The 18114-nt window shown below is 73.7% G+C and carries 16 protein-coding genes; 13 read left to right on the top strand and 3 right to left on the bottom strand.

What is annotated here, in order from left to right; all coding sequences use genetic code 11:
* Positions 1-155: 155 nt before the first annotated feature.
* Together JL106_RS08575 and JL106_RS08570 are read right to left on the bottom strand one after the other, a co-directional pair.
* On the bottom strand, positions 156-1919 hold the full coding sequence (locus JL106_RS08575) for a molybdopterin-dependent oxidoreductase (protein ID WP_205260279.1): 1764 nt from the start codon (positions 1917-1919) through the stop codon (positions 156-158).
* Positions 1920-1994: 75 nt separating this feature from the next.
* Positions 1995-3713 carry a molybdopterin-dependent oxidoreductase gene (locus JL106_RS08570; RefSeq protein WP_236007104.1) on the bottom strand — a complete coding sequence of 573 codons (1719 nt, stop codon included), beginning with the start codon at positions 3711-3713 and terminating at the stop codon, positions 1995-1997.
* Positions 3714-3880: 167 nt separating this feature from the next.
* On the opposite strand from JL106_RS08570, the gene JL106_RS08565 reads away from it, so the two are divergent.
* The 5 genes from JL106_RS08565 to hemW all read left to right on the top strand — a co-directional run bounded on the left by JL106_RS08565 (position 3881) and on the right by hemW (position 9238).
* Positions 3881-4636, top strand: a complete 756-nt coding sequence (locus JL106_RS08565; RefSeq protein WP_205260277.1) for a YaaA family protein — start codon at positions 3881-3883, stop codon at positions 4634-4636.
* A 73-nt stretch (positions 4637-4709) separates the two neighbouring features.
* A complete protein-coding gene (locus JL106_RS20850) occupies positions 4710-5630 on the top strand; it encodes a TetR/AcrR family transcriptional regulator (protein WP_205260276.1) in 921 nt (306 codons plus the stop codon).
* A 51-nt stretch (positions 5631-5681) separates the two neighbouring features.
* Complete coding sequence (gene lepA / locus JL106_RS08555; protein WP_205260275.1) at positions 5682-7610, top strand: translation elongation factor 4; 1929 nt, start codon at positions 5682-5684, stop codon at positions 7608-7610.
* Positions 7611-7647: 37 nt separating this feature from the next.
* The gene (locus JL106_RS08550) at positions 7648-7869 is read left to right on the top strand and encodes a hypothetical protein (protein WP_205260274.1); all 222 of its coding nucleotides are present in this window, start codon (positions 7648-7650) and stop codon (positions 7867-7869) included.
* A gap of 136 nt (positions 7870-8005) precedes the next feature.
* Complete coding sequence (gene hemW / locus JL106_RS08545; protein ID WP_328841808.1) at positions 8006-9238, top strand: radical SAM family heme chaperone HemW; 1233 nt, start codon at positions 8006-8008, stop codon at positions 9236-9238.
* A gap of 28 nt (positions 9239-9266) precedes the next feature.
* Here hemW and JL106_RS08540 read toward each other — a convergent pair whose 3' ends face one another.
* On the bottom strand, positions 9267-9587 hold the full coding sequence (locus JL106_RS08540) for a type II toxin-antitoxin system VapB family antitoxin (protein WP_205260273.1): 321 nt from the start codon (positions 9585-9587) through the stop codon (positions 9267-9269).
* 261 nt (positions 9588-9848) lie between these two features.
* Here JL106_RS08540 and hrcA point away from each other — a divergent pair, with 261 nt between their 5' ends.
* The 8 genes from hrcA (at position 9849) to ybeY (ending at position 18028) form a co-directional block, all read left to right on the top strand.
* The gene (gene hrcA, locus JL106_RS08535) at positions 9849-10877 is read left to right on the top strand and encodes a heat-inducible transcriptional repressor HrcA (RefSeq protein ID WP_205260272.1); all 1029 of its coding nucleotides are present in this window, start codon (positions 9849-9851) and stop codon (positions 10875-10877) included.
* Between the two features lie 138 nt (positions 10878-11015).
* Entirely contained in the window at positions 11016-12158 is a 1143-nt protein-coding gene (dnaJ, locus tag JL106_RS08530; protein WP_205260447.1) for a molecular chaperone DnaJ, read from the top strand.
* Positions 12155-12940, top strand: coding sequence for a 16S rRNA (uracil(1498)-N(3))-methyltransferase (locus tag JL106_RS08525; RefSeq protein ID WP_328841805.1), 786 nt, complete (start codon positions 12155-12157; stop codon positions 12938-12940). Before dnaJ ends, JL106_RS08525 begins: the two co-directional genes overlap by 4 nt.
* A gap of 220 nt (positions 12941-13160) precedes the next feature.
* On the top strand, positions 13161-13949 hold the full coding sequence (locus tag JL106_RS08520; RefSeq protein WP_205260271.1) for an alpha/beta hydrolase: 789 nt from the start codon (positions 13161-13163) through the stop codon (positions 13947-13949).
* 294 nt (positions 13950-14243) lie between these two features.
* Positions 14244-15242, top strand: a complete 999-nt coding sequence (locus JL106_RS08515; RefSeq protein ID WP_205260270.1) for an ATP-binding cassette domain-containing protein — start codon at positions 14244-14246, stop codon at positions 15240-15242.
* The gene (locus JL106_RS08510) at positions 15239-16042 is read left to right on the top strand and encodes an ABC transporter permease (protein WP_205260269.1); all 804 of its coding nucleotides are present in this window, start codon (positions 15239-15241) and stop codon (positions 16040-16042) included. The genes JL106_RS08515 and JL106_RS08510 overlap by 4 nt, the downstream gene beginning before the upstream one ends.
* A 421-nt stretch (positions 16043-16463) precedes the next feature.
* Positions 16464-17558: a PhoH family protein gene (locus JL106_RS08505; protein ID WP_205260445.1), complete on the top strand. Its 1095-nt coding sequence runs from the start codon at positions 16464-16466 to the stop codon at positions 17556-17558.
* Positions 17555-18028 (top strand): rRNA maturation RNase YbeY, encoded by a 474-nt coding sequence (gene ybeY, locus JL106_RS08500; protein ID WP_205260268.1) that lies wholly within the window; start codon positions 17555-17557, stop codon positions 18026-18028. Before JL106_RS08505 ends, ybeY begins: the two co-directional genes overlap by 4 nt.
* Positions 18029-18114 lie beyond the last annotated feature (86 nt).

Raw genomic sequence — 18114 nt, 5'->3', positions numbered from 1 at the left:
CCGTGCTGTCGGCGGGCGACCGGCCCGCCGTCCGGAAGCGCTTGTCACCGCAGCATTCTCGGTGACATCCCGCCGACTTCCGTTGTGTGACAGTGGTTCGGTGCCTCGTCCGGTGCGGATGGGTGTCGATGCGACCATCACCGGATCGGGTGGTCTCAGGCGGTGACGGTGACCTGGCGCGAGTCCAGACCCGTGGAGCCGTCGGGCAGCGTGCCGACCCGGTCCGCCGTCTGCACCACGCCGGATCCGTCGACGGCGCGGCACCGGACCACGTGGGGACCCGGCCGGGCGTCCCAGCGGAACACCCACTGCCGCCAGGTGTCGACCGTGAACGCGTCGGAGAGCTCGGCGTCCTGCCAGTCGCCGTCGTCGATCTGCACCTGCACGGCCGTGATGCCGCGGTGCTGGGCCCAGGCCACTCCGGCCACCACCACCTCACCCGGGGGCAGCTGGGCGAACCCGCGGGGCACGTCGATCCGCGAGGAGGTCTTGATCGGTGCCTGCGCGGCCCAACCGCGGTCGGTCCAGTAGGCCGAGACGTCCTGGAACCGGGTCAGTTCCAGGTCGACCACCCACTTGGTGGCCGAGACGTAGCCGTACAGGCCGGGGACCACCATGCGGACCGGGAAGCCGTGCTCCTGGGGCAGCGGGTCGCCGTTCATGCCGTAGGCCAGCAACGCGTCCCGTCCGTCGAGCAGGGCGTCCAGCGGCGTGGTGACAGTGAAGCCGTCGACGCTGGTGGACAGCACGCAATCGGGCGCGTCCGGTTCCCCGCCCGGGCCGCCGCCGACGCCGGCCAGGGCCAGCACGTCGGCGAGCCGGACGCCCTGCCAGCGGGCGGTGCCGACCAGGTTGCCGCCGACCTCGTTCGAGACACACGTCAGCGTGATGGTGCGTTCCACCGCGGGCATGGCCAGCAGGTCGGCGAAGGAGAGCTCCACGGTGCGGCCGACCCGGCCGTGCACCCGCAGCCGCCAGTCCTCGGCGGTGAGCTGGGGCACCGTGAAGGCGGTGTCGACCCGGTAGAACGCGTCGGCCGGCGTCACGAACGGCGTCACGCCGTCCACCACCACCGGCGTGCCCGGCACCGGGAGAGCGTCGACCACGGGTGGCAGGGCCAGCGCCGCCCGGCTGGCCATCACGTCGGCGCCACTGGGAACCCATCGCGCCAGTCCGCCCGCGGCCGTGGCCACCAGCGCACCCGTCCCGGCCAGCAGCAGGAACCTCCGCCGGTCCACGCCGGGCCGGACCTGCGCGGCGCCCGATCCGGCCCGCGACATCGGGTGCCGCGCCCCGGTGAACACGGCCCGGTCGGCGGGGTCCGGCGACCGTCCCGCCGCCGGCTCAGGGGTCGTCCCGGTGGGCGGGACCCCGCGACGAGTCCGCTCGATCTCCGTCACCTGGTCGCGGGTCAGCACGGTCCGGCGCAGCGCGCCGATCAGCAGCGCGATCCCGGCCAGTCCGCCGGCCACGGTGGGCACCGCGTCGACCGCTGACGCCGACGGCCGGGTCACCACGGCGGCGACGGCCACCGCGGTGAGCGCACCGGCGACCGTCGCGGCGCTGCGGGGGCTGCGGCGGCCGAGCAGCCCGACCGCCACGGCCACCACGACCAGGGTGACGCCCATGCCGATGCGCAGCGCCGTCTTGTCGTGCTCCCCGAAGGTGTCGATGGCGAACCGCTTGAGCCACTCCGGGGTCAGCTCGATGAAGCCCGCGCCCAGCGAGGCCACCGGCGACGCGGCCGGATCGAGCAGTCCGGACCACCAACCCAGCGCGGCGAGCAGCTCGGCCAGGCCCAGGGTCAGGCCGACCGCGACCACGCCCAGCAGCGCGGACACGCCCACCCCGGGCCGCCAGACGCGGACGGCGGGGGGCGGCGGCACGGCGGTGGCGGCGGGCGCGGAGCGCTGGGTCATGCCCGGGCTTCGTCGCCGTGCTCGTCCTGGATGGGCGCCGAAGCCGATCACCCGGGTCCGGTCACCCGGGAGGGCTCACGGCGAGACGATGAGCTTGACCGCGTCCAACCCGGTCGACCCGTCCGGGGCCGGCGGGGCGACGTCGGCGGTCTGCACCGTCCCGGCGGCGTCGGTCGCCCGGCATCGCAGCCAGTGCTCACCCGCCGGAGCGTCCACCCAGCGGTACACCCACTGCCGCCAGGTGTCCGCGGTGCCGGCGTCGGACAGCTCGGCGTCCTGCCAGTCGCCCCCGTCGATCTGCACCTGGACGGCGGCGACTCCGATGTGCTGGGCCCAGGCCACCCCGGCGATGGTCACCTCGCCGGCCGGCACCGGTTCCAGCGGACGTGGGACGTCGATCCGGGACGACAGCTTGATGGGTCCTTCCTCGGCCCAACCCCGATCGGACCAGAACGCCGACACCCGCTCGAAGCGGGTCACCGCGAGGTCGACCACCCACTTGGTCGCCGAGACGTAGCCGTACAGGCCGGGGACCACCATGCGGACCGGGAAGCCGTGCTCCTGGGGCAGCGGCTCGCCGTTCATGCCGTAGGCCAGCAACGCGTCCCGTCCGTCGGTCAGCGCCTGCAGGGGGGTGGTGACGGTGAACCCGTCGACACTGGTGGACAGCACGCAGTCCGGGCCGCCCTGGGGTCCGTCCGCGGTCCGCACCCCGGCCCGGGCCAGCACGTCGGCGATCCGCACACCCTGCCAGCGGGCGGTGCCGATCAGGTCGCCGCCGACCTCGTTCGAGACACAGGTCAGGGTGATGGTTCGTTCCACCGACGGCATGACCACCAGCTCGTCGAAGGTCAGCTCGAACGGGCTGTCGACCAGCCCGTGCACGTTCAGCCGCCAGTCCGCGGTGGTCATCCGGGGGACGGTGAATGCGGTGTCGATGCGGTAGAAGTCGGCGTTCGGGGTGATGAACGAGGCCAGTCCCGGGACGTCGAGCGGAGTGCCGGGCACCGGGAGCAGGTCACCCGCGACCGGGAGGCCGAACGCGGCCCGGCTGGCGGCGACGTCGGCGCCGCTGGGGATGAGCCGCGACACCGCGCCGGCCAGCACCGCCACCACCGCGCCACTGCCGGCCAGCCGCAGGAATTGGCGCCGGTCGACACCGGTGCCGCCGCCCGCGCCCGCGACCGGACCCATCGGGTGCCGGTCGCCGGTCAGCACGACCCGACCGCCGCGGTCGCGAGGGCCCGGCCCGGCGGGCGGCCCGGCCGCGGTGCTGCCGTCGGGATCGTCGGACCAGACCGGTCCGTCGTCCGCCGACCGTCTCCGGGCCGCGGCCAACACGTCCGGCGGCAGCGCCGTCCGGCGCCACGCGCTGAGCAGCAGCCAGAGCCCGGCCGTGCCCCCGACGATGAGCGGCGCCAGGTCGAACGCCGCGGCGTCCGCCCGGGTCAGCACGGCGACGGCGGCCACGACCAGCAGCCCGGCGGCGACCGCGGCGGCGATCCTGGGCGATCGCCGCCCGATGAGCCCGATCACCGCGGCCGCCAGCACCAGCACCACGCCCATGCCGACCCGCAGCGCCGTCTTGTCGTGCACTCCGAACCACGAGACGGCCAGGTCCTTGAGCCAGCCCGGGGTGAGGTCGATGAATCCGGCGCCCAGCGCGGACAGCGGCGCGGCCGCCGGACCGAACAGCCCGACCGCCTGGCCGCCGGCCGCGACCAGCTCGGCCACGCCGAGGGTGAGGGCGACCGCGGCCAGCCCCAGGCCCACAGCGGCGGCGCGGCCGGGCATCCACAGGCCGGACGGTGCGACCGGAGTCGAGGGAGCGGACCCAGACGACGGGGGAGTCCCGACGGAGAACGACACGGCAGCCTCCAGGACCGGCGGGACGGGCGCACAGGCGACGGGGATGCCCGCGGGACCATGGTGCATCGGTCCGGCGACTAAGGTCCGCCGTCGTGCTCATCCTGCTCCCGCCCTCGGAGACCAAGGCCACCGGCGGCGACGGGGCACCCGTCGATCCGGCCGGACTGGTGTGGGCCGATGCACCCGGTCTGACGGCCGCCCGGGAACGACAGCTCGACCGGGTCGTGGCCCTGTGCGCCGACCTGCCCGCAGCGCGGGCGGCGCTGGGCGTCTCCGCCGGGAAGGACGACGAGGTGCTGGCCACCGCCGCGGTCCGCACCGCACCCACGCTGCCGGCCGTCGCCCGCTACACCGGCGTGCTGTTCGACCACCTGGACGTGCCGTCGCTGCCACCGGCGGCGCGTGAACGGGCCGGACGGTTGCTGCTGATCAGCTCGGCGCTGTTCGGCGTGGTCGCGGGGGCCGACAGGATCCCGGCCTACCGGCTGTCGGCCGGCTCCGTGCTGCCCGGCGGTCCGGCCGTCCCGGCCGGCTGGCGTCCGGTGCTGACGCCGGTCCTGGCTGCGGCAGCCGACACGCACGGCCTCGTGCTCGATCTGCGCTCCGGCGCGTACGCCGCCTTCGCGCCCGTCCCGGGCGCGGTGGGGGTCCGGGTGCTCAGCGAACGGCCCGACGGATCGCGCACCGTGGTGAGCCACTTCAGCAAGGCGGCCAAGGGACGGCTGGCTCGCGCGTTGCTGGCCACCCGGGCCGAGGTGGGCGACGTGGCGACCATGGTGCGGGTGGCCCGGCGGGCCGGGTTGACCGTGGAACGACCGGCGCCCGACCGGCTGGACCTGATCACGTGAGCCGGTCCGCGGCGCGTGCCGGCGCCGGGGTGACGATGGACCGGCAGACCCGAGCGGACGAGGGAGTGACGCGGTGACTGGATCGAGGGAGCCCGGCGGCGACGCCGGGGCGGACGAGTCGGACGCCGACCTGTCCGCGAGCGACGTCCCCGCCGCCGAACCGGCCGGTGACACGGAGCCGCCCGGTGACACGGGTCCGGTCGAGGCCGCCGACCCCGACCAGGTCACCGACCCCGAGCGGCTGCTCGCCCTGCTCTGGCGGGACGTGCGCAGTGGCCGCCGCGGCCCCAAGCCGCGGCTCACTCTCGACGACATCGTCGGCGCCGGTACCGACCTGGCTCGGGACGGCGGCCTGCACGGCCTGCAGGACCTGACCATGCGGGCCGTGGCCAAGCGGCTGGGCGTCGGGGCGATGACGCTCTACACGTACGTGCCCGGACGCGGCGACCTGGTCGAGCTGATGATCGACGCGGCCTACGGCCGCCGGCAGCGGGTCGACCGGGAGGCGCCGTGGCAGGAACGGATCCGGTCGCACGTGCAGCAGACCCGGCAGACGTATCTCGACGATCCGTGGCTGCTCACCACCGACCTGTGGGCCCGGCCGTTCGGCCCGAACGTGCTGGCGGCCACCGAGGAGATGCTGCAGGCCCTGCTCGACGCCGGCCTCGACACCTTCGACGTCACCACCACCCGGGAACTGCTGGAGTCCTTCGTCTTCGGTGCCGCCGGGCGGGCGGCCACGGCGCCGCTGCGGGCCCGGCGGCTGGGCCGGGTGCCGAACGCGGAGGAACTCGGTCGCGGATCGGCGGCACCGGGGGAGGCCGGTGAGCGGTCGTTCTGGGCCGAGCACCTGCCGACCGCGGACCTGCCCGCCACCAAGGCCCTCTGGTACGGCGGGGCGTTCCGGCAGGACCCCGCGGCCACCTTCGAGGCGCAGCTGGGCCGGATCCTGCGAGCCATCGAGCTGCTGGCCGAGCGGACCCGGGACCGGTGAGCTGACGGGCGGGGCCGGCGACGTCACGTGGGACGATGGATCCCGACAGTGATGGACCCGAGTTCCCGACCAGCTGCCCGACCAGCCGAAAGTCCCGCCTTGGCCCCCAATGCATCGATCGCGCACCGGACGACGTTCACGGCGCCCGAGCTGATCCGCAACTTCTGCATCATCGCGCACATCGACCACGGCAAGTCGACGCTGGCCGACCGCATGCTGCAGCTCACCGGCGTCGTCGACGACCGCTCCATGCGCGCGCAGTACCTGGACCGGATGGACATCGAGCGGGAACGCGGCATCACCATCAAGGCCCAGAACGTGCGGCTGCCGTGGACTCCGCGCAGCGGGAGCCGCGCCGGCACCGAGCACGTGCTGCAGATGATCGACACCCCGGGGCACGTGGACTTCACCTACGAGGTGTCCCGGTCGTTGGCCGCGTGCGAGGGGGCGGTGCTGCTGGTCGACGCCGCCCAGGGCATCGAGGCGCAGACCCTGGCCAACCTGTACCTGGCCCTGGAGAACGACCTGACGGTCATCCCGGTGCTGAACAAGATCGACCTGCCGGCCGCCCAGCCGGAGCGGTACGCCGAGGAGATCGCGCACATCCTGGGCGGGTCGCCGGAGGACGTGCTGCGGGTGTCCGGCAAGACCGGTGCCGGGGTGGCCGAGCTGCTCGACCTGGTGGTGGACCAGATCCCGGCCCCGGTCGGCGATCCGGACGCACCGGCCCGGGCGATGATCTTCGACTCGGTCTACGACATCTACCGCGGCGTCATCACCTACATCCGGGTGGTGGACGGGAAGATCACCCCGCGTGAACGCATCCAGATGATGTCGTCCAAGGCCACCCACGAGCTGCTCGAGGTCGGCATCATCTCGCCCGAGCCGGTGCCGACCAAGGGGCTCGGCGTCGGCGAGGTCGGCTACCTGATCACCGGGGTCAAGGACGTCCGGCAGTCCAAGGTCGGCGACACCGTCACCTCCCAGGTCAAGGGGGCCACCCAGGCGCTCGGCGGGTACCGCGACCCGCGGCCGATGGTCTACTCCGGGCTGTTCCCGCTCGACGGCAGCGACTACCCGCTGCTGCGCGACGCGCTGGACAAGCTGCGGCTCAACGACGCCGCGCTGACCTACGAGCCGGAGTCCTCCGCCGCCCTCGGGTTCGGATACCGCTGCGGCTATCTCGGGCTGCTGCACCTGGAGATCACCCGGGACCGGCTGGAGCGCGAGTTCGGGCTGGACCTGATCTCCACGGCGCCGACGGTCGTCTACCAGGTGACGATGGAGGATGGCACCGAGCACGTCGTCACCAACCCGTCGGACTGGCCGGCCGGCAAGATCAAGCAGATCCAGGAGCCGATGGTGCGCTGCACCGTCATCGCGCCGAGCGAGTACATCGGCGCCATCATGGAACTGTGCCAGTCGCGCCGCGGAACCCTCGGCGGGATGGACTACCTCAGTGAGTCCCGGGTCGAGATGCGGTACACCATGCCGCTCGCCGAGATCATCTTCGACTTCTTCGACGCGTTGAAGTCCCGCACCCGCGGGTACGCGTCGCTGGACTACGAGGAGATCGGCATGGAGGACGCCGACCTGGTCAAGGTCGACATCCTGCTGCAGGGCGAGGCGGTCGATGCGTTCTCGGCCATCGTGCATCGGGAAGCGGCCTACTCGTACGGGGTCTCGATGACGGCCAAGCTGCGCGAGCTGATCCCGCGGCAGCAGTTCGAGGTGCCGATCCAGGCCGCGGTCGGCTCCCGGGTCATCGCCCGCGAGACCATCCGCGCCATGCGCAAGGACGTGCTGGCCAAGTGCTACGGCGGCGACATCACCCGCAAGCGCAAGCTGCTGGAGAAGCAGAAGGAGGGCAAGAAGCGGATGAAGATGGTCGGCCGGGTCGAGGTGCCCCAGGAAGCCTTCATCGCCGCACTGTCCACCGACGCGCCCGCCGCCACCGCCGGCAAGGACGCCAAGAAGTGATCCGCTCCAGCCGGCCCGATCGTCCGGGAGCGTGGTGATGGACCTCTGGCGCGCGGTCGACGCGGTCGAGTCGTGGCTGGTCGAGTCGCCTTACTGGCTGCAGGTGCTGATCCTGCTGGCCGTCCTGGTCCCGGTGCTCTGGCTGCTGGCCGGCCTGATCGACCGACTGGTGGACGGGGTGCTGGGCCTGCGGCGCTCCGGTGCGGGCGCCGGGTCCCGGCGTGCCCCGGGGGAGTCCGTGCCAGGGGACCCGCGGTGAGCCGCCGGCCGCTGCCCGCGGTGAGCCGGCGCTGGATGAGCATCGCGCTGGTGGTCCTGGTCGCGGTGGCAGTGGTGGTCGCGCTCACCCGCTGAGGAGGCGGCTCCCACGCCGGAACCCGGGCACACTGGACGCCGTGCCGTCCACCCCGCCCGAGGGCGATCCGGTCCCGGCCGACGGATCCCTGCCCGACCAGGCGTCCGTCGGCGAGGCCGACCGCAGCCTGTCGTTCTACCTGCACGTGCCGTTCTGCGCGACGCGGTGCGGCTACTGCGACTTCAACACCTACACCGCCGGCGAGCTGGGCTCGGACGCCTCCGCGCAGTCCTGGTTGGACGCGTGCCTGGCCGAGATCGACCTGGCCGCCAAGGTGCTCGGGTCCGGCCCGACCGGCGGCACCCGTCCGGTGTCCACCGTGTTCGTCGGCGGCGGGACGCCCTCGCTGGTCGGAGCGGGACCGCTGACCGGACTGCTGCGTGCCATCGCCGACCGGTTCCCGCTGGCGCCCGACGTCGAGGTGACCACCGAGGCCAACCCGGAGTCGACCGACCCGGCCCTGCTGGACGCGCTGCGGGCGGGCGGCTACACGCGGCTGTCGCTGGGCATGCAGTCCACCTCGTCCCGGGTGCTGCAGGTCCTGGACCGCCGGCACACCCCAGGCCGGCCGCTGGAGGTGGTCGCCCACGCCCGCGCGGCGGGCTTCGAGCACGTCAACCTCGACCTGATCTACGGCACGCCGGGGGAGCGCGACCAGGACTTCGCCGACTCGCTGGCCGCCGCGATCGCGTCCGGGGTGGACCACGTCTCGGCCTACTCGCTCATCGTGGAACCCGGGACCCGGATGGCCCGCGCGGTGCGCACCGGGGCGCTGCCGATGCCGGACGAGGACGTGCTGGCCGATCGGTACCTGCTGGCCGAGCAGGCGCTGTCCGACGCCGGGTTCGCCTGGTACGAGGTGTCCAACTGGGCGCGCACGCGGCAGGGCCGGTGCCGGCACAACCTGGCCTACTGGACCGGCGGCGACTGGTGGGGCGTGGGGCCCGGCGCGCACTCGCACGTCGGTGGGGTGCGCTGGTGGAACGTCCGGCACCCGGCCGCGTACGCCGCGGCGCTGGCCGCCGGCCGCTCACCCGGTCAGGCCCGGGAGGTGCTCGACGAGCGGGCCCGGCGCACCGAGGACGTGCTGCTGCGGCTGCGCCTGGTCGACGGGTTGCCGCTGACCGCGCTCAGCGGGGCGGGGCGGGACCGGGCCCGGCGGCAGGTGGACGCCGGCACCCTGGACGCCGCTGCCTTCGCGGCCGGACGGGCGGTGCTCACGCTGTCCGGGCGGTTGCTGGCCGACGGCATCGCCATCGACCTGCTCGACTGATCGGGCCACCGCAACGGTGCCCGGCGCCTCAGCCGCCGGGCGGCCGGCCGGCCGGGGCGTCCAGGTCGAGGATGCGGACGTGCATGATCGTGCGCTGCCGCAGTGCCGCGCGCAGCGCCCGGTGCAGGCCGTCCTCGAGGTAGAGGTCGCCCTGCCAGCGGACGGCGTGCGGGAACAGGTCGCCGTAGAACGTCGAGGTCTCGTCGAGCAGGGTGTCCAGCATCAGCTCGCGCTTGGTGGTGACCAGCTCGGCCAGCCGGACCTGGCGCGGCGGGATGCGCGCCCACTCGCGGGAGGACAGGCCGTGCTCCGGGTACGGGCGGTCGCCCCGCACGTCCTTGAAGATCATGACCGCACCACCCCGAACCGTCCCGAACCATCCCCGAGCGCGCCCGGTCCCGGTCCCGGCGGGTGCCGCCGGTGGACCACCCGGTGCCATGAGCAGGGTAGACGCCGCCGCGCGCGGCCCGGAGTGCGGATCAGCCTGTCGGTGGGGGCGCCGCGACTACACTTGGCACAAGGACCCGGAGAGTGCCAGTCGGGATCGGCGGGCCGCCGGTGGGACGGCGGCCCCGGGCGGAGTGCGGACGATCGGGCGGGAGGTGCACCCATGTCAGCGGACGACCGCCGCTTCGAGGTGCTCCGGGCCATCGTGTCCGACTACGTCGCGACCCGGGAGCCGGTGGGCTCCAAGTCCCTGGCGGAGCGACACCAGCTGGGCGTGTCCCCGGCCACCATCCGCAACGACATGGCCGCGCTCGAGGACGAGGGCTACATCGCCCAGCCGCACACCTCGGCCGGTCGCATCCCCACCGACAAGGGGTACCGGCTCTTCGTCGACCGCCTCTCGCAGGTCAAGCCGATGTCGGTGGGCGAGCGACGGGCCATCCACGCCTTCCTGTCCCAGGCGGTCGACCTCGACGACGTGCTGCGGCGGGCGGTGCGGTCGCTGGCCCAGCTGACCCATCAGGTCGCGGTCGTGCAGTACCCGACGCTGACCCGCTCGCACGTCCGGCACGTCGAGGTGGTGACCCTCGACCGGCGCCGGTTGCTGCTGGTCGTCATCACCGACACCGGGCGGGTCGAGCAGCGCACCGTCGACCTGGGTGACGACGTCGAGGTGGACGACGAGATGGTCACCCGGCTGCGCGCGCTGTTCGCCGCCCACGCCGTCGGCCGTCGGCTGCCCGAGGCCGCCGACGCCGTGGCCGAGTTGGCCCGCACCACCGACCCGTCGCTGCGCCCGGTCGTCGAGCCGGCCGTGGCCGCCCTGCTCGGCTCGCTGGTCGAGCAGCACGAGGAACGGCTGGTGCTCTCCGGCACCTCGCACATCACCGGGGCCTGGGCGGACCAGCCCGAGACGCTCCGCGGCGTGCTCGAGGCGCTGGACGAGCAGGTCACCCTGCTCAAGCTGATGGCTGCGCTCGAGTCGCCGGACGCCGTGCGCGTCTCGATCGGCCAGGAGATCGCCGACGAGAACCTGGCCAGCTCGGCGTTGGTGTCGGCCGGGTACGGGACCGGGACGATGGTGATGGGCGGCGTCGCCGTGGTCGGGCCGACCCGGATGGACTATCCCGGCACCATGGCCGCCGTGCGGGCCGTGGCGCGGTACGTCGGGGAGATCGTGGCCGGTCGCTGACCGGAGCACCGCCGGGGGTGACCCCGGAGGCCGGACCGCCGGCCGAACCGTAGGACAGTGTCCGGCGCCGCTCTGCAGCGGTGCCGGGATCGAGGGTGACGCGGGGAGATCCCGCCGGAAGGGCGACTGGTGCAGAGGGTGGCACGCGACTACTACGGGCTCCTGGGTGTGGGGCGGGGCGCCTCGGCCGACGAGATCAAGCGGGCGTACCGCAAGCTCGCCCGGGAACTGCACCCGGACGTCAATCCGGATCCCGCCGCCCAGCAACGGTTCAAGGACGTGACCGCGGCCTACGAGGTGCTCTCCGACCCGGCCAAGCGTCAGGTCGTCGACCTCGGCGGGGATCCGCTGGCCCCGGCCGGCGGGGGTGGCGGTGCGGCCGGCGACCCGTTCGGCGGCATGGGTCTCGGCGACATCATGGACGCCTTCTTCGGCGGCGGGCAGGGTGGCCCGCGGCGCGGTCCGCGGTCACGCACCCGGCAGGGCGAGGACGCGCTCATCCAGGTCGAGCTGACCCTCCAGGAGTGCTCGACCGGGGTGGCCAAGGACATCACCGTCGACACCGCGACGCTGTGCTCGACCTGTCACGGGAACGGCTGTGCGCCGGGCACGTCGCCGAGCACGTGCGACACGTGTGGCGGCAGCGGCGAGCTGCAGCAGGTGCAGCGCTCGCTGCTCGGCCAGGTCATCACCACCCGGCCGTGCCCGGTCTGCCGCGGCTTCGGTGAGGTCGTCCCCGAGCCCTGCCAGCAGTGCCACGGCGAGGGCCGGGTGCGCGCCCGGCGGGTGGTCCGGGCCAACATCCCGGCCGGCGTGGGCGACGGCATCCGGGTCCGGCTGGCCGGCCAGGGCGAGGTCGGACCCGGCGGTGGGGCCCCCGGCGACCTGTACGTCGAGGTGCGCGAGGCCGTGCACGAGCGGTTCACCCGCGACGGCATCGACCTGCACTGCACGGTCCACGTGCCGATGACCACGGCCGCGCTGGGCACCACCATGTCGCTGGCGACCCTGCACGGCGCCCAGGACCTGGTCATCCAGTCCGGGACCCAGTCCGGCACCGTGCTGACCCTGCGCGGACAGGGCATGCCCCGGCTGCGGGGCAGTGGCTCCGGCAACCTGCACGTGCACATCGAGGTGGTCACCCCGACCCGGCTTGACAGCCGGCAGACCGAGCTGTTGCGCGAGCTGGCCGTGCTGCGCGGCGAGGAGCAGCCGGAGCTGGCCGCGCGCGGCCACGGCGGCTTCTTCTCGCGGCTGCGCGACTCGCTCGCCGGGCGGTGAGCGGCGAGCCGCTGTTCCTGATCGACCCGTCGGCCGACGACCGCAGCGTGACCGCTCCGCGGCCCGAGGTCGGGCGGTCCTGGACGCTGACCGGTCCGGAGGGGCGGCACGCGGCGACCGTGCAACGGTTGCGCGCCGGCGAGCTGCTGCTGTTGGCCGACGGCCGGGGATCCCGCTGGACGGCACGGGTCGTCGGCGCCGGCCGCGACAGCGTCGAGGTCGACGTGCTGGACCAGGTGACGGTGCCGCTGGCGCCGCTGTTGGTCACCGTCGTGCAGGCGCTGCCCAAGGGGGAGCGCGGCGAGCTCGCCGTCGACCTGGCCACCGAGGCGGGCGTGGACGCGATCGTGCCGTGGGCGGCCGCCCGCTGCGTGGCCCGCTGGACCGGGACCGACAAAGCCCGGCGCGGCGTGGAGAAGTGGCGCAGCACGGCGCGGTCGGCGGCCAAGCAGGCCCGGCGTCCGCACCTGCCGACGGTCGGCGAGCTGGCCGACACGGCCACGGTGGTCCGGCTGGTCGCGGAGGCGGCCGGTCAGGGGACCGCGGTCGTGCTGCACGAGGCCGCGACGGCGCCGCTCACCGAGCTGCCCCTGCCCCGGGCCGGCCGGTTGGTGCTGATCGTCGGCCCCGAGGGCGGGGTCGCGCCGGAGGAGCTGGCCGCGTTCGAGCAGGCCGGTGCGACGCCGGCACGACTCGGTCCGGAGGTGCTCCGCTCGTCCACCGCGGCCGCCGTCGCGCTCGGTGCGGTCGCCGCCCTCACCGGCCGCTGGTCGGATCGGTGAGCCGGCCGATCCGGACTCGACACCCGTCAGGCGGCAACGGCGGCCCGGGGGACGGCCGTGCGGTCGGTACGGTGGCCGCGGTCGTCCGACGACCGACCCGAGTGCTGTCCCGGGCGCTGCCGTGCCCATCGATCCACCCGGCCTCCTGGGCCGCCCCCCCACACCGCGCTCAGCCGAGCCCCGCGCCGGCCGGACCCGGCCGCCCGAGAAGGAACTACGCGTGAAGATCGACACCGTCGACTACCGGTACGGACCGCACAGCAGTCAGATGGTCCGGCTGTACCTGCCGGCCGGGTCGAACCTGCCCGTCGTCCTGGTGCTGCACGGCGGCTACTGGCGGTTGCGGTACGGCATCGAGCTGGCCGAGCCGTTGGCCCGCGACCTGGCCCGGTTCGGTGTGGCCGCGGCGGCCGTCGAGTACCGCCGGGTCGGCGACGGCGGCGGCTGGCCGACCACCCTGGCCGACGTGGCGCGGGCGGCGGACTCCCTGGTCACCATCGGTCAGCGGGCGGCGGAGGGCCGGTTGCTGTTGAGCCGGGTGGCCGCCGTCGGCCATTCGGCCGGCGGTCACCTGGCCGCCTGGTTGGCCCACCGGCACTCGCTGCGCGCGGGCACGGCCGGCTCGATGCAGCCGGGCGAGCCGGGCATCAACCTGCTGGGTGCGGTCTCCCAGGCCGGCCTGCTGGACCTGGTGCTGGCCAGCCAGCAACGGCTGGGCAACGGTGCGGTCGACGCCCTGATGGAGGGCCCGGCGCTGTCCATGCCGCAGCGGTACCACCACGCCTCGCCGATCGCGCACGTCGGGGACGGCGCGCGGATCGTCTGTGTGCACGGCGACGCCGACGACGTCGTCCCGCTGAGCCAGTCCGAGCGCTACGTGACCGCGGCGTCCTCGGCCGGCGACCCGGTCCGGCTCATCGTGCTGCCCGGCGTCGGACACATGGAGCTGATCGATCCCGACCAGCCGGCCTGGCAGATCTGCCGGGACCAGCTGCTGCGCATGGTCTGATCTCCCGGCCCCGGGGGATCCCCGGATCCGGTTGTCGGTGTCGGCTGGTACTCCTGGCCGCATCCACCGGCGGTGCTCCGCGGGCGTCCGGCGCCCGGGCACGGTCGGGTGCGTCCGCGATGAATCGGCGCTCCGGCTGCGGTCGGTGGTGAGGCGGTCCCGGCCCGGCCGGGCACCGCCGGCACTCCGCCACCAGGCGGGCCGGACCGGCGACGGGAGCGACATGACCACAGCAGTCGGCACAGCACCGGACTCGACCGTCGAGCGCGGTCGACGACACCCGGGACGGTCCCGATGACCGTCGCGATCGAGGTGTCCGGCCTGGTCAAGCGGTTCAAGCGGACGACCGCGCTGGACGGCATCGATCTGGAGGTCCCCGAGGGCACCGTGCTCGGCCTGCTCGGCCCGAACGGCGCCGGCAAGACCACCGCGGTGCGCATCATGACCACGCTGCTCAAGCCGGACGCCGGGCGGGCCACGGTGCTGGGTCTGGACGTGCTGCGGGACGCCGACCGGGTCCGCGCGGTGATCGGTGTGACGGGGCAGTACGCGGCGGTCGACGAGTACCTCACCGGCTTCGAGAACCTGGAGATGGCCGGACGGCTCTACCACCTGCCGCGCGCCGAGGTCCGGAGCCGGGCCCGCTCCCTGCTCGAGCAGTTCGACCTGGCCGACGCGGGCGACCGGATCAGCAAGACCTACTCGGGCGGGATGCGTCGGCGGCTGGACATCGCCGCATCGCTCATCGCCCGGCCACGGGTGCTGTTCCTGGACGAGCCGACGACCGGGCTGGATCCGCGCAGCCGCATCACGATGTGGGAGTTCATCGCCGCGCTGGTCGGCGAGGGCACCACCATCCTGCTGACCACCCAGTACCTGGAGGAGGCCGACCGGCTGGCCGACGGCATCGCCGTGGTGGATCACGGGCGGATCATCGCCCGGGGCACCGCCGACGAGCTCAAGGCCCAGGTCGGTGGGGAGCGGCTCGAGTTCACCGTCACCGACGCCGCCGACCTGCCGGTGCTGGCCGACGCACTCTCCGGGCTCGGACTCGACCGGCCCAACCTGGACGAGGCCAACCGCACGTTCAGCATGCCGGTCAGCGGCGGTGCCGGCGTGCTGCGCGAGGCGCTGGACCGGGTGGCCGACCGGGTCACCGTGATCGACGTCGGTCTGCGCCGTCCGGATCTGGACGATGTCTTCCTGACCCTGACCGGCCGGGCCGCCGAGGTCCAGCCGGACGGGAAGCCCGACGAGCGGCCGGCCCGGGACCGGGCGGAGGTCACCCGATGAGCTCCGTGGGCATGGCCGTCGCGGACGGCCTGGTGGTCACCAAGCGCAACCTGCTCAAGATCAGGCGTGTGCCGGACGTGCTGGTCTTCTCGACGTTGTCGCCGATCATGTTCGTGCTGCTCTTCACGTACATCTTCGGCAGCGCGATCCCGCTGCCGGGCGTCGACTACGTCGACTTCCTCATGGCCGGGATCTTCGCGCAGACGGTGGTGTTCGGCAGCAGCTTCACCGGGACCTCGCTGGCCGAGGACATGACCAAGGGCCTCATCGACCGGTTCCGCTCGCTGCCGATGGCCCGGTCGGCGGTCCTGGTCGGGCGCACCTTCGCCGACGTCGGCATCAACGTGGTGAGCATGGTGGTCATGGTCATCACCGGGCTGCTGGTCGGGTGGCGGATCAACGGCACGGTGCTGGAGGCCCTGGCCGGATTCGGGCTGCTGCTGCTGTTCGCCTACTCGGTGTCCTGGCTGATGGCGCTGATCGGTCTCAGCGTCCGGTCGCCGGAGGTGTTCAACAACGCCTCGTTCATCGTCATCTTCCCGATCACCTTCATCGCCAACACCTTCGTGCCGACCAACAACTTCCCGACCGTCCTCAAGGTGGTCGCGGAGTGGAACCCCATCTCCGCGCTGGTCCAGGCGGTCCGCGAGCTGTGGGGCAACACCAGCCCGCAACTGCCGCCGCCGGACGTCTGGCCGCTGCAGCACCCCGTGCTCTACAGCGGGCTGTGGATGCTCGGGCTGCTGCTGGTCTTCGTCCCGCTCTCCATCCGCAAGTACCAGCGGGTGGCCGCCCGGTGACCGGAACGGGTGGCCCGGCCGGGAGGCCGGGTGCGTCCGGTCGGTCGTCGATCAACCGGGTCGGCGACGGTAGCATCGAGACCCAGGTGCGGCCGTCGCCCGTCGCCACCAGCAGCTCGTCAGGCAGCCAGTCCCCCACTCAGCGGAAGTAGGCGAAACTCAGCCGGTGCCGGACCCCACCTCGGCCTCCGATCGGAACACTCCTCCGACCGGGCGGCGCGTTCCCCCCAGCGACCCCGCCGCACGGACCACCGGTCAGTCAGCCGGGCGGGACGCGGACCCCGATCCGGTCCTTCGAGGCGCCGAGCCGGACCGGGTCCATCCGGTCCCGACCTCGGCGGTTGCGTCGGCCCGGGCCGCGGCCGGTCCGGATGCCGACCGCAGCGCCACCTCGGTGCTGGTGGTCGCGGACGAACGGGCGATGGTCGGCCTGCTCGGCTCGGGTGACGTGCTGCTGCGCCAGCTCGAGCAGTCCCTGGCAGCCGACATCCACGTGCGGGGCAACCGGATCACCCTGCGCGGCGCGCCCGAGGACGTCGCCCTGGCCGAGCGGTCCGTCCGCGAACTGTTGACGCTGCAGGAGCAGGGATCGGTCATCACTCCGGACACCGTGCGCCGCACGGTGGGGATGCTGACCGACGCCGCGACGGCCGCGTCACCGGACGCGGGCCCGACCGCCGCCGGCGGTCCGGAGAGCCCCGCGGCGGTGCTGGGGCTGAACATCATCTCCCGCCGGGGCCGCACCATCCGGCCCAAGACGCTGAACCAGAAGCGGTACGTCGATGCCATCGACGCCAACACCATCGTCTTCGGCATCGGCCCGGCCGGGACCGGCAAGACCTACCTGGCCATGGCCAAGGCGGTGCAGGCGCTGCAGGCCAAGCAGGTCAACCGGATCATCCTGACCCGGCCGGCGGTGGAGGCCGGCGAACGGCTCGGCTTCCTGCCCGGCACCCTGTCGGACAAGATCGACCCGTACCTGCGCCCGCTGTACGACGCGCTGCACGACATGCTCGACCCGGAGTCGATCCCGCGCCTCATGGCGGCCGGGACGATCGAGGTGGCGCCGCTGGCGTACATGCGGGGACGGACGCTGAACGACGCGTTCATCATCCTCGACGAGGCGCAGAACACCACGCCCGAGCAGATGAAGATGTTCCTGACCCGGCTCGGGTTCGGCTCGAAGATCGTGGTCACCGGCGACGTCACCCAGGTCGACCTGCCCGGGGGGCAGCGCTCCGGCCTGTCCGTCGTGCGGGACATCCTGCGGCACGTCGACGACGTCGAGTTCCCCACGCTGACCTCGTCGGACGTGGTCCGGCACCGCCTGGTCGGCGACATCGTCGACGCCTACGAGCGGTGGGACGCGGCGAACACCGATCCTTCCCCCGACCGGCAGGACCGCAACCCGGCGCGGAGCCGGCACACCGGACGCGCGCACACCGGCCCCGCCCAGCACGGTCGTGAGCAGGGCGGCCGGCCCGCCGGCGAGCAGCGATGGGACCGGGACCGATGACCGTTGAGGTGGCCAACGAGTCCGGGGTCGGTGTCGATGAGCCGGCGCTCGTCGAGGTCTCCCGCTTCGTGCTCGGGCAGATGGGCATCGACGAGCTCGCCGAGCTGTCGGTGCTGCTCGTGGACGTCGAGGCGATGACCGAGCTGCACGTCAAGTGGATGGACGAGCCCGGTCCGACCGACGTGATGAGCTTCCCGATGGACGAGCTGGACACCGCGCGCCGGCCCAACGAGACCGGCCCCGGTCCCGCCCTGCTCGGGGACGTCGTCCTGTGCCCGGAGGTGGCCACCGAGCAGGCCCGCACCGGCGGGCACTCGCTGGACGACGAGCTGCAACTGCTGACCGTGCACGGCATCCTGCACCTGCTGGGTTTCGACCACGCCGAACCGGACGAGGAACGCGAGATGTTCCGGCTGCAGAACGAACTGCTCGACGGCTGGTGGGACCAGCGCGCCGGGAACCCGCGGTGACCGCGGGCGGCGACAGACCCGGCCCGCCCCACCCGCCGGCGGTGGACCCGCTGCGCGCCGGCCGGGGCGGGTCCCTGCACTCCGGC

The organism is Nakamurella leprariae (genome assembly GCF_016918035.1).
GTDB lineage: Bacteria > Actinomycetota > Actinomycetes > Mycobacteriales > Nakamurellaceae > Nakamurella > Nakamurella leprariae.
Note: the sequence above shows the minus strand (reverse complement) of the source record. Positions and strands in the feature narration are given on the sequence as shown.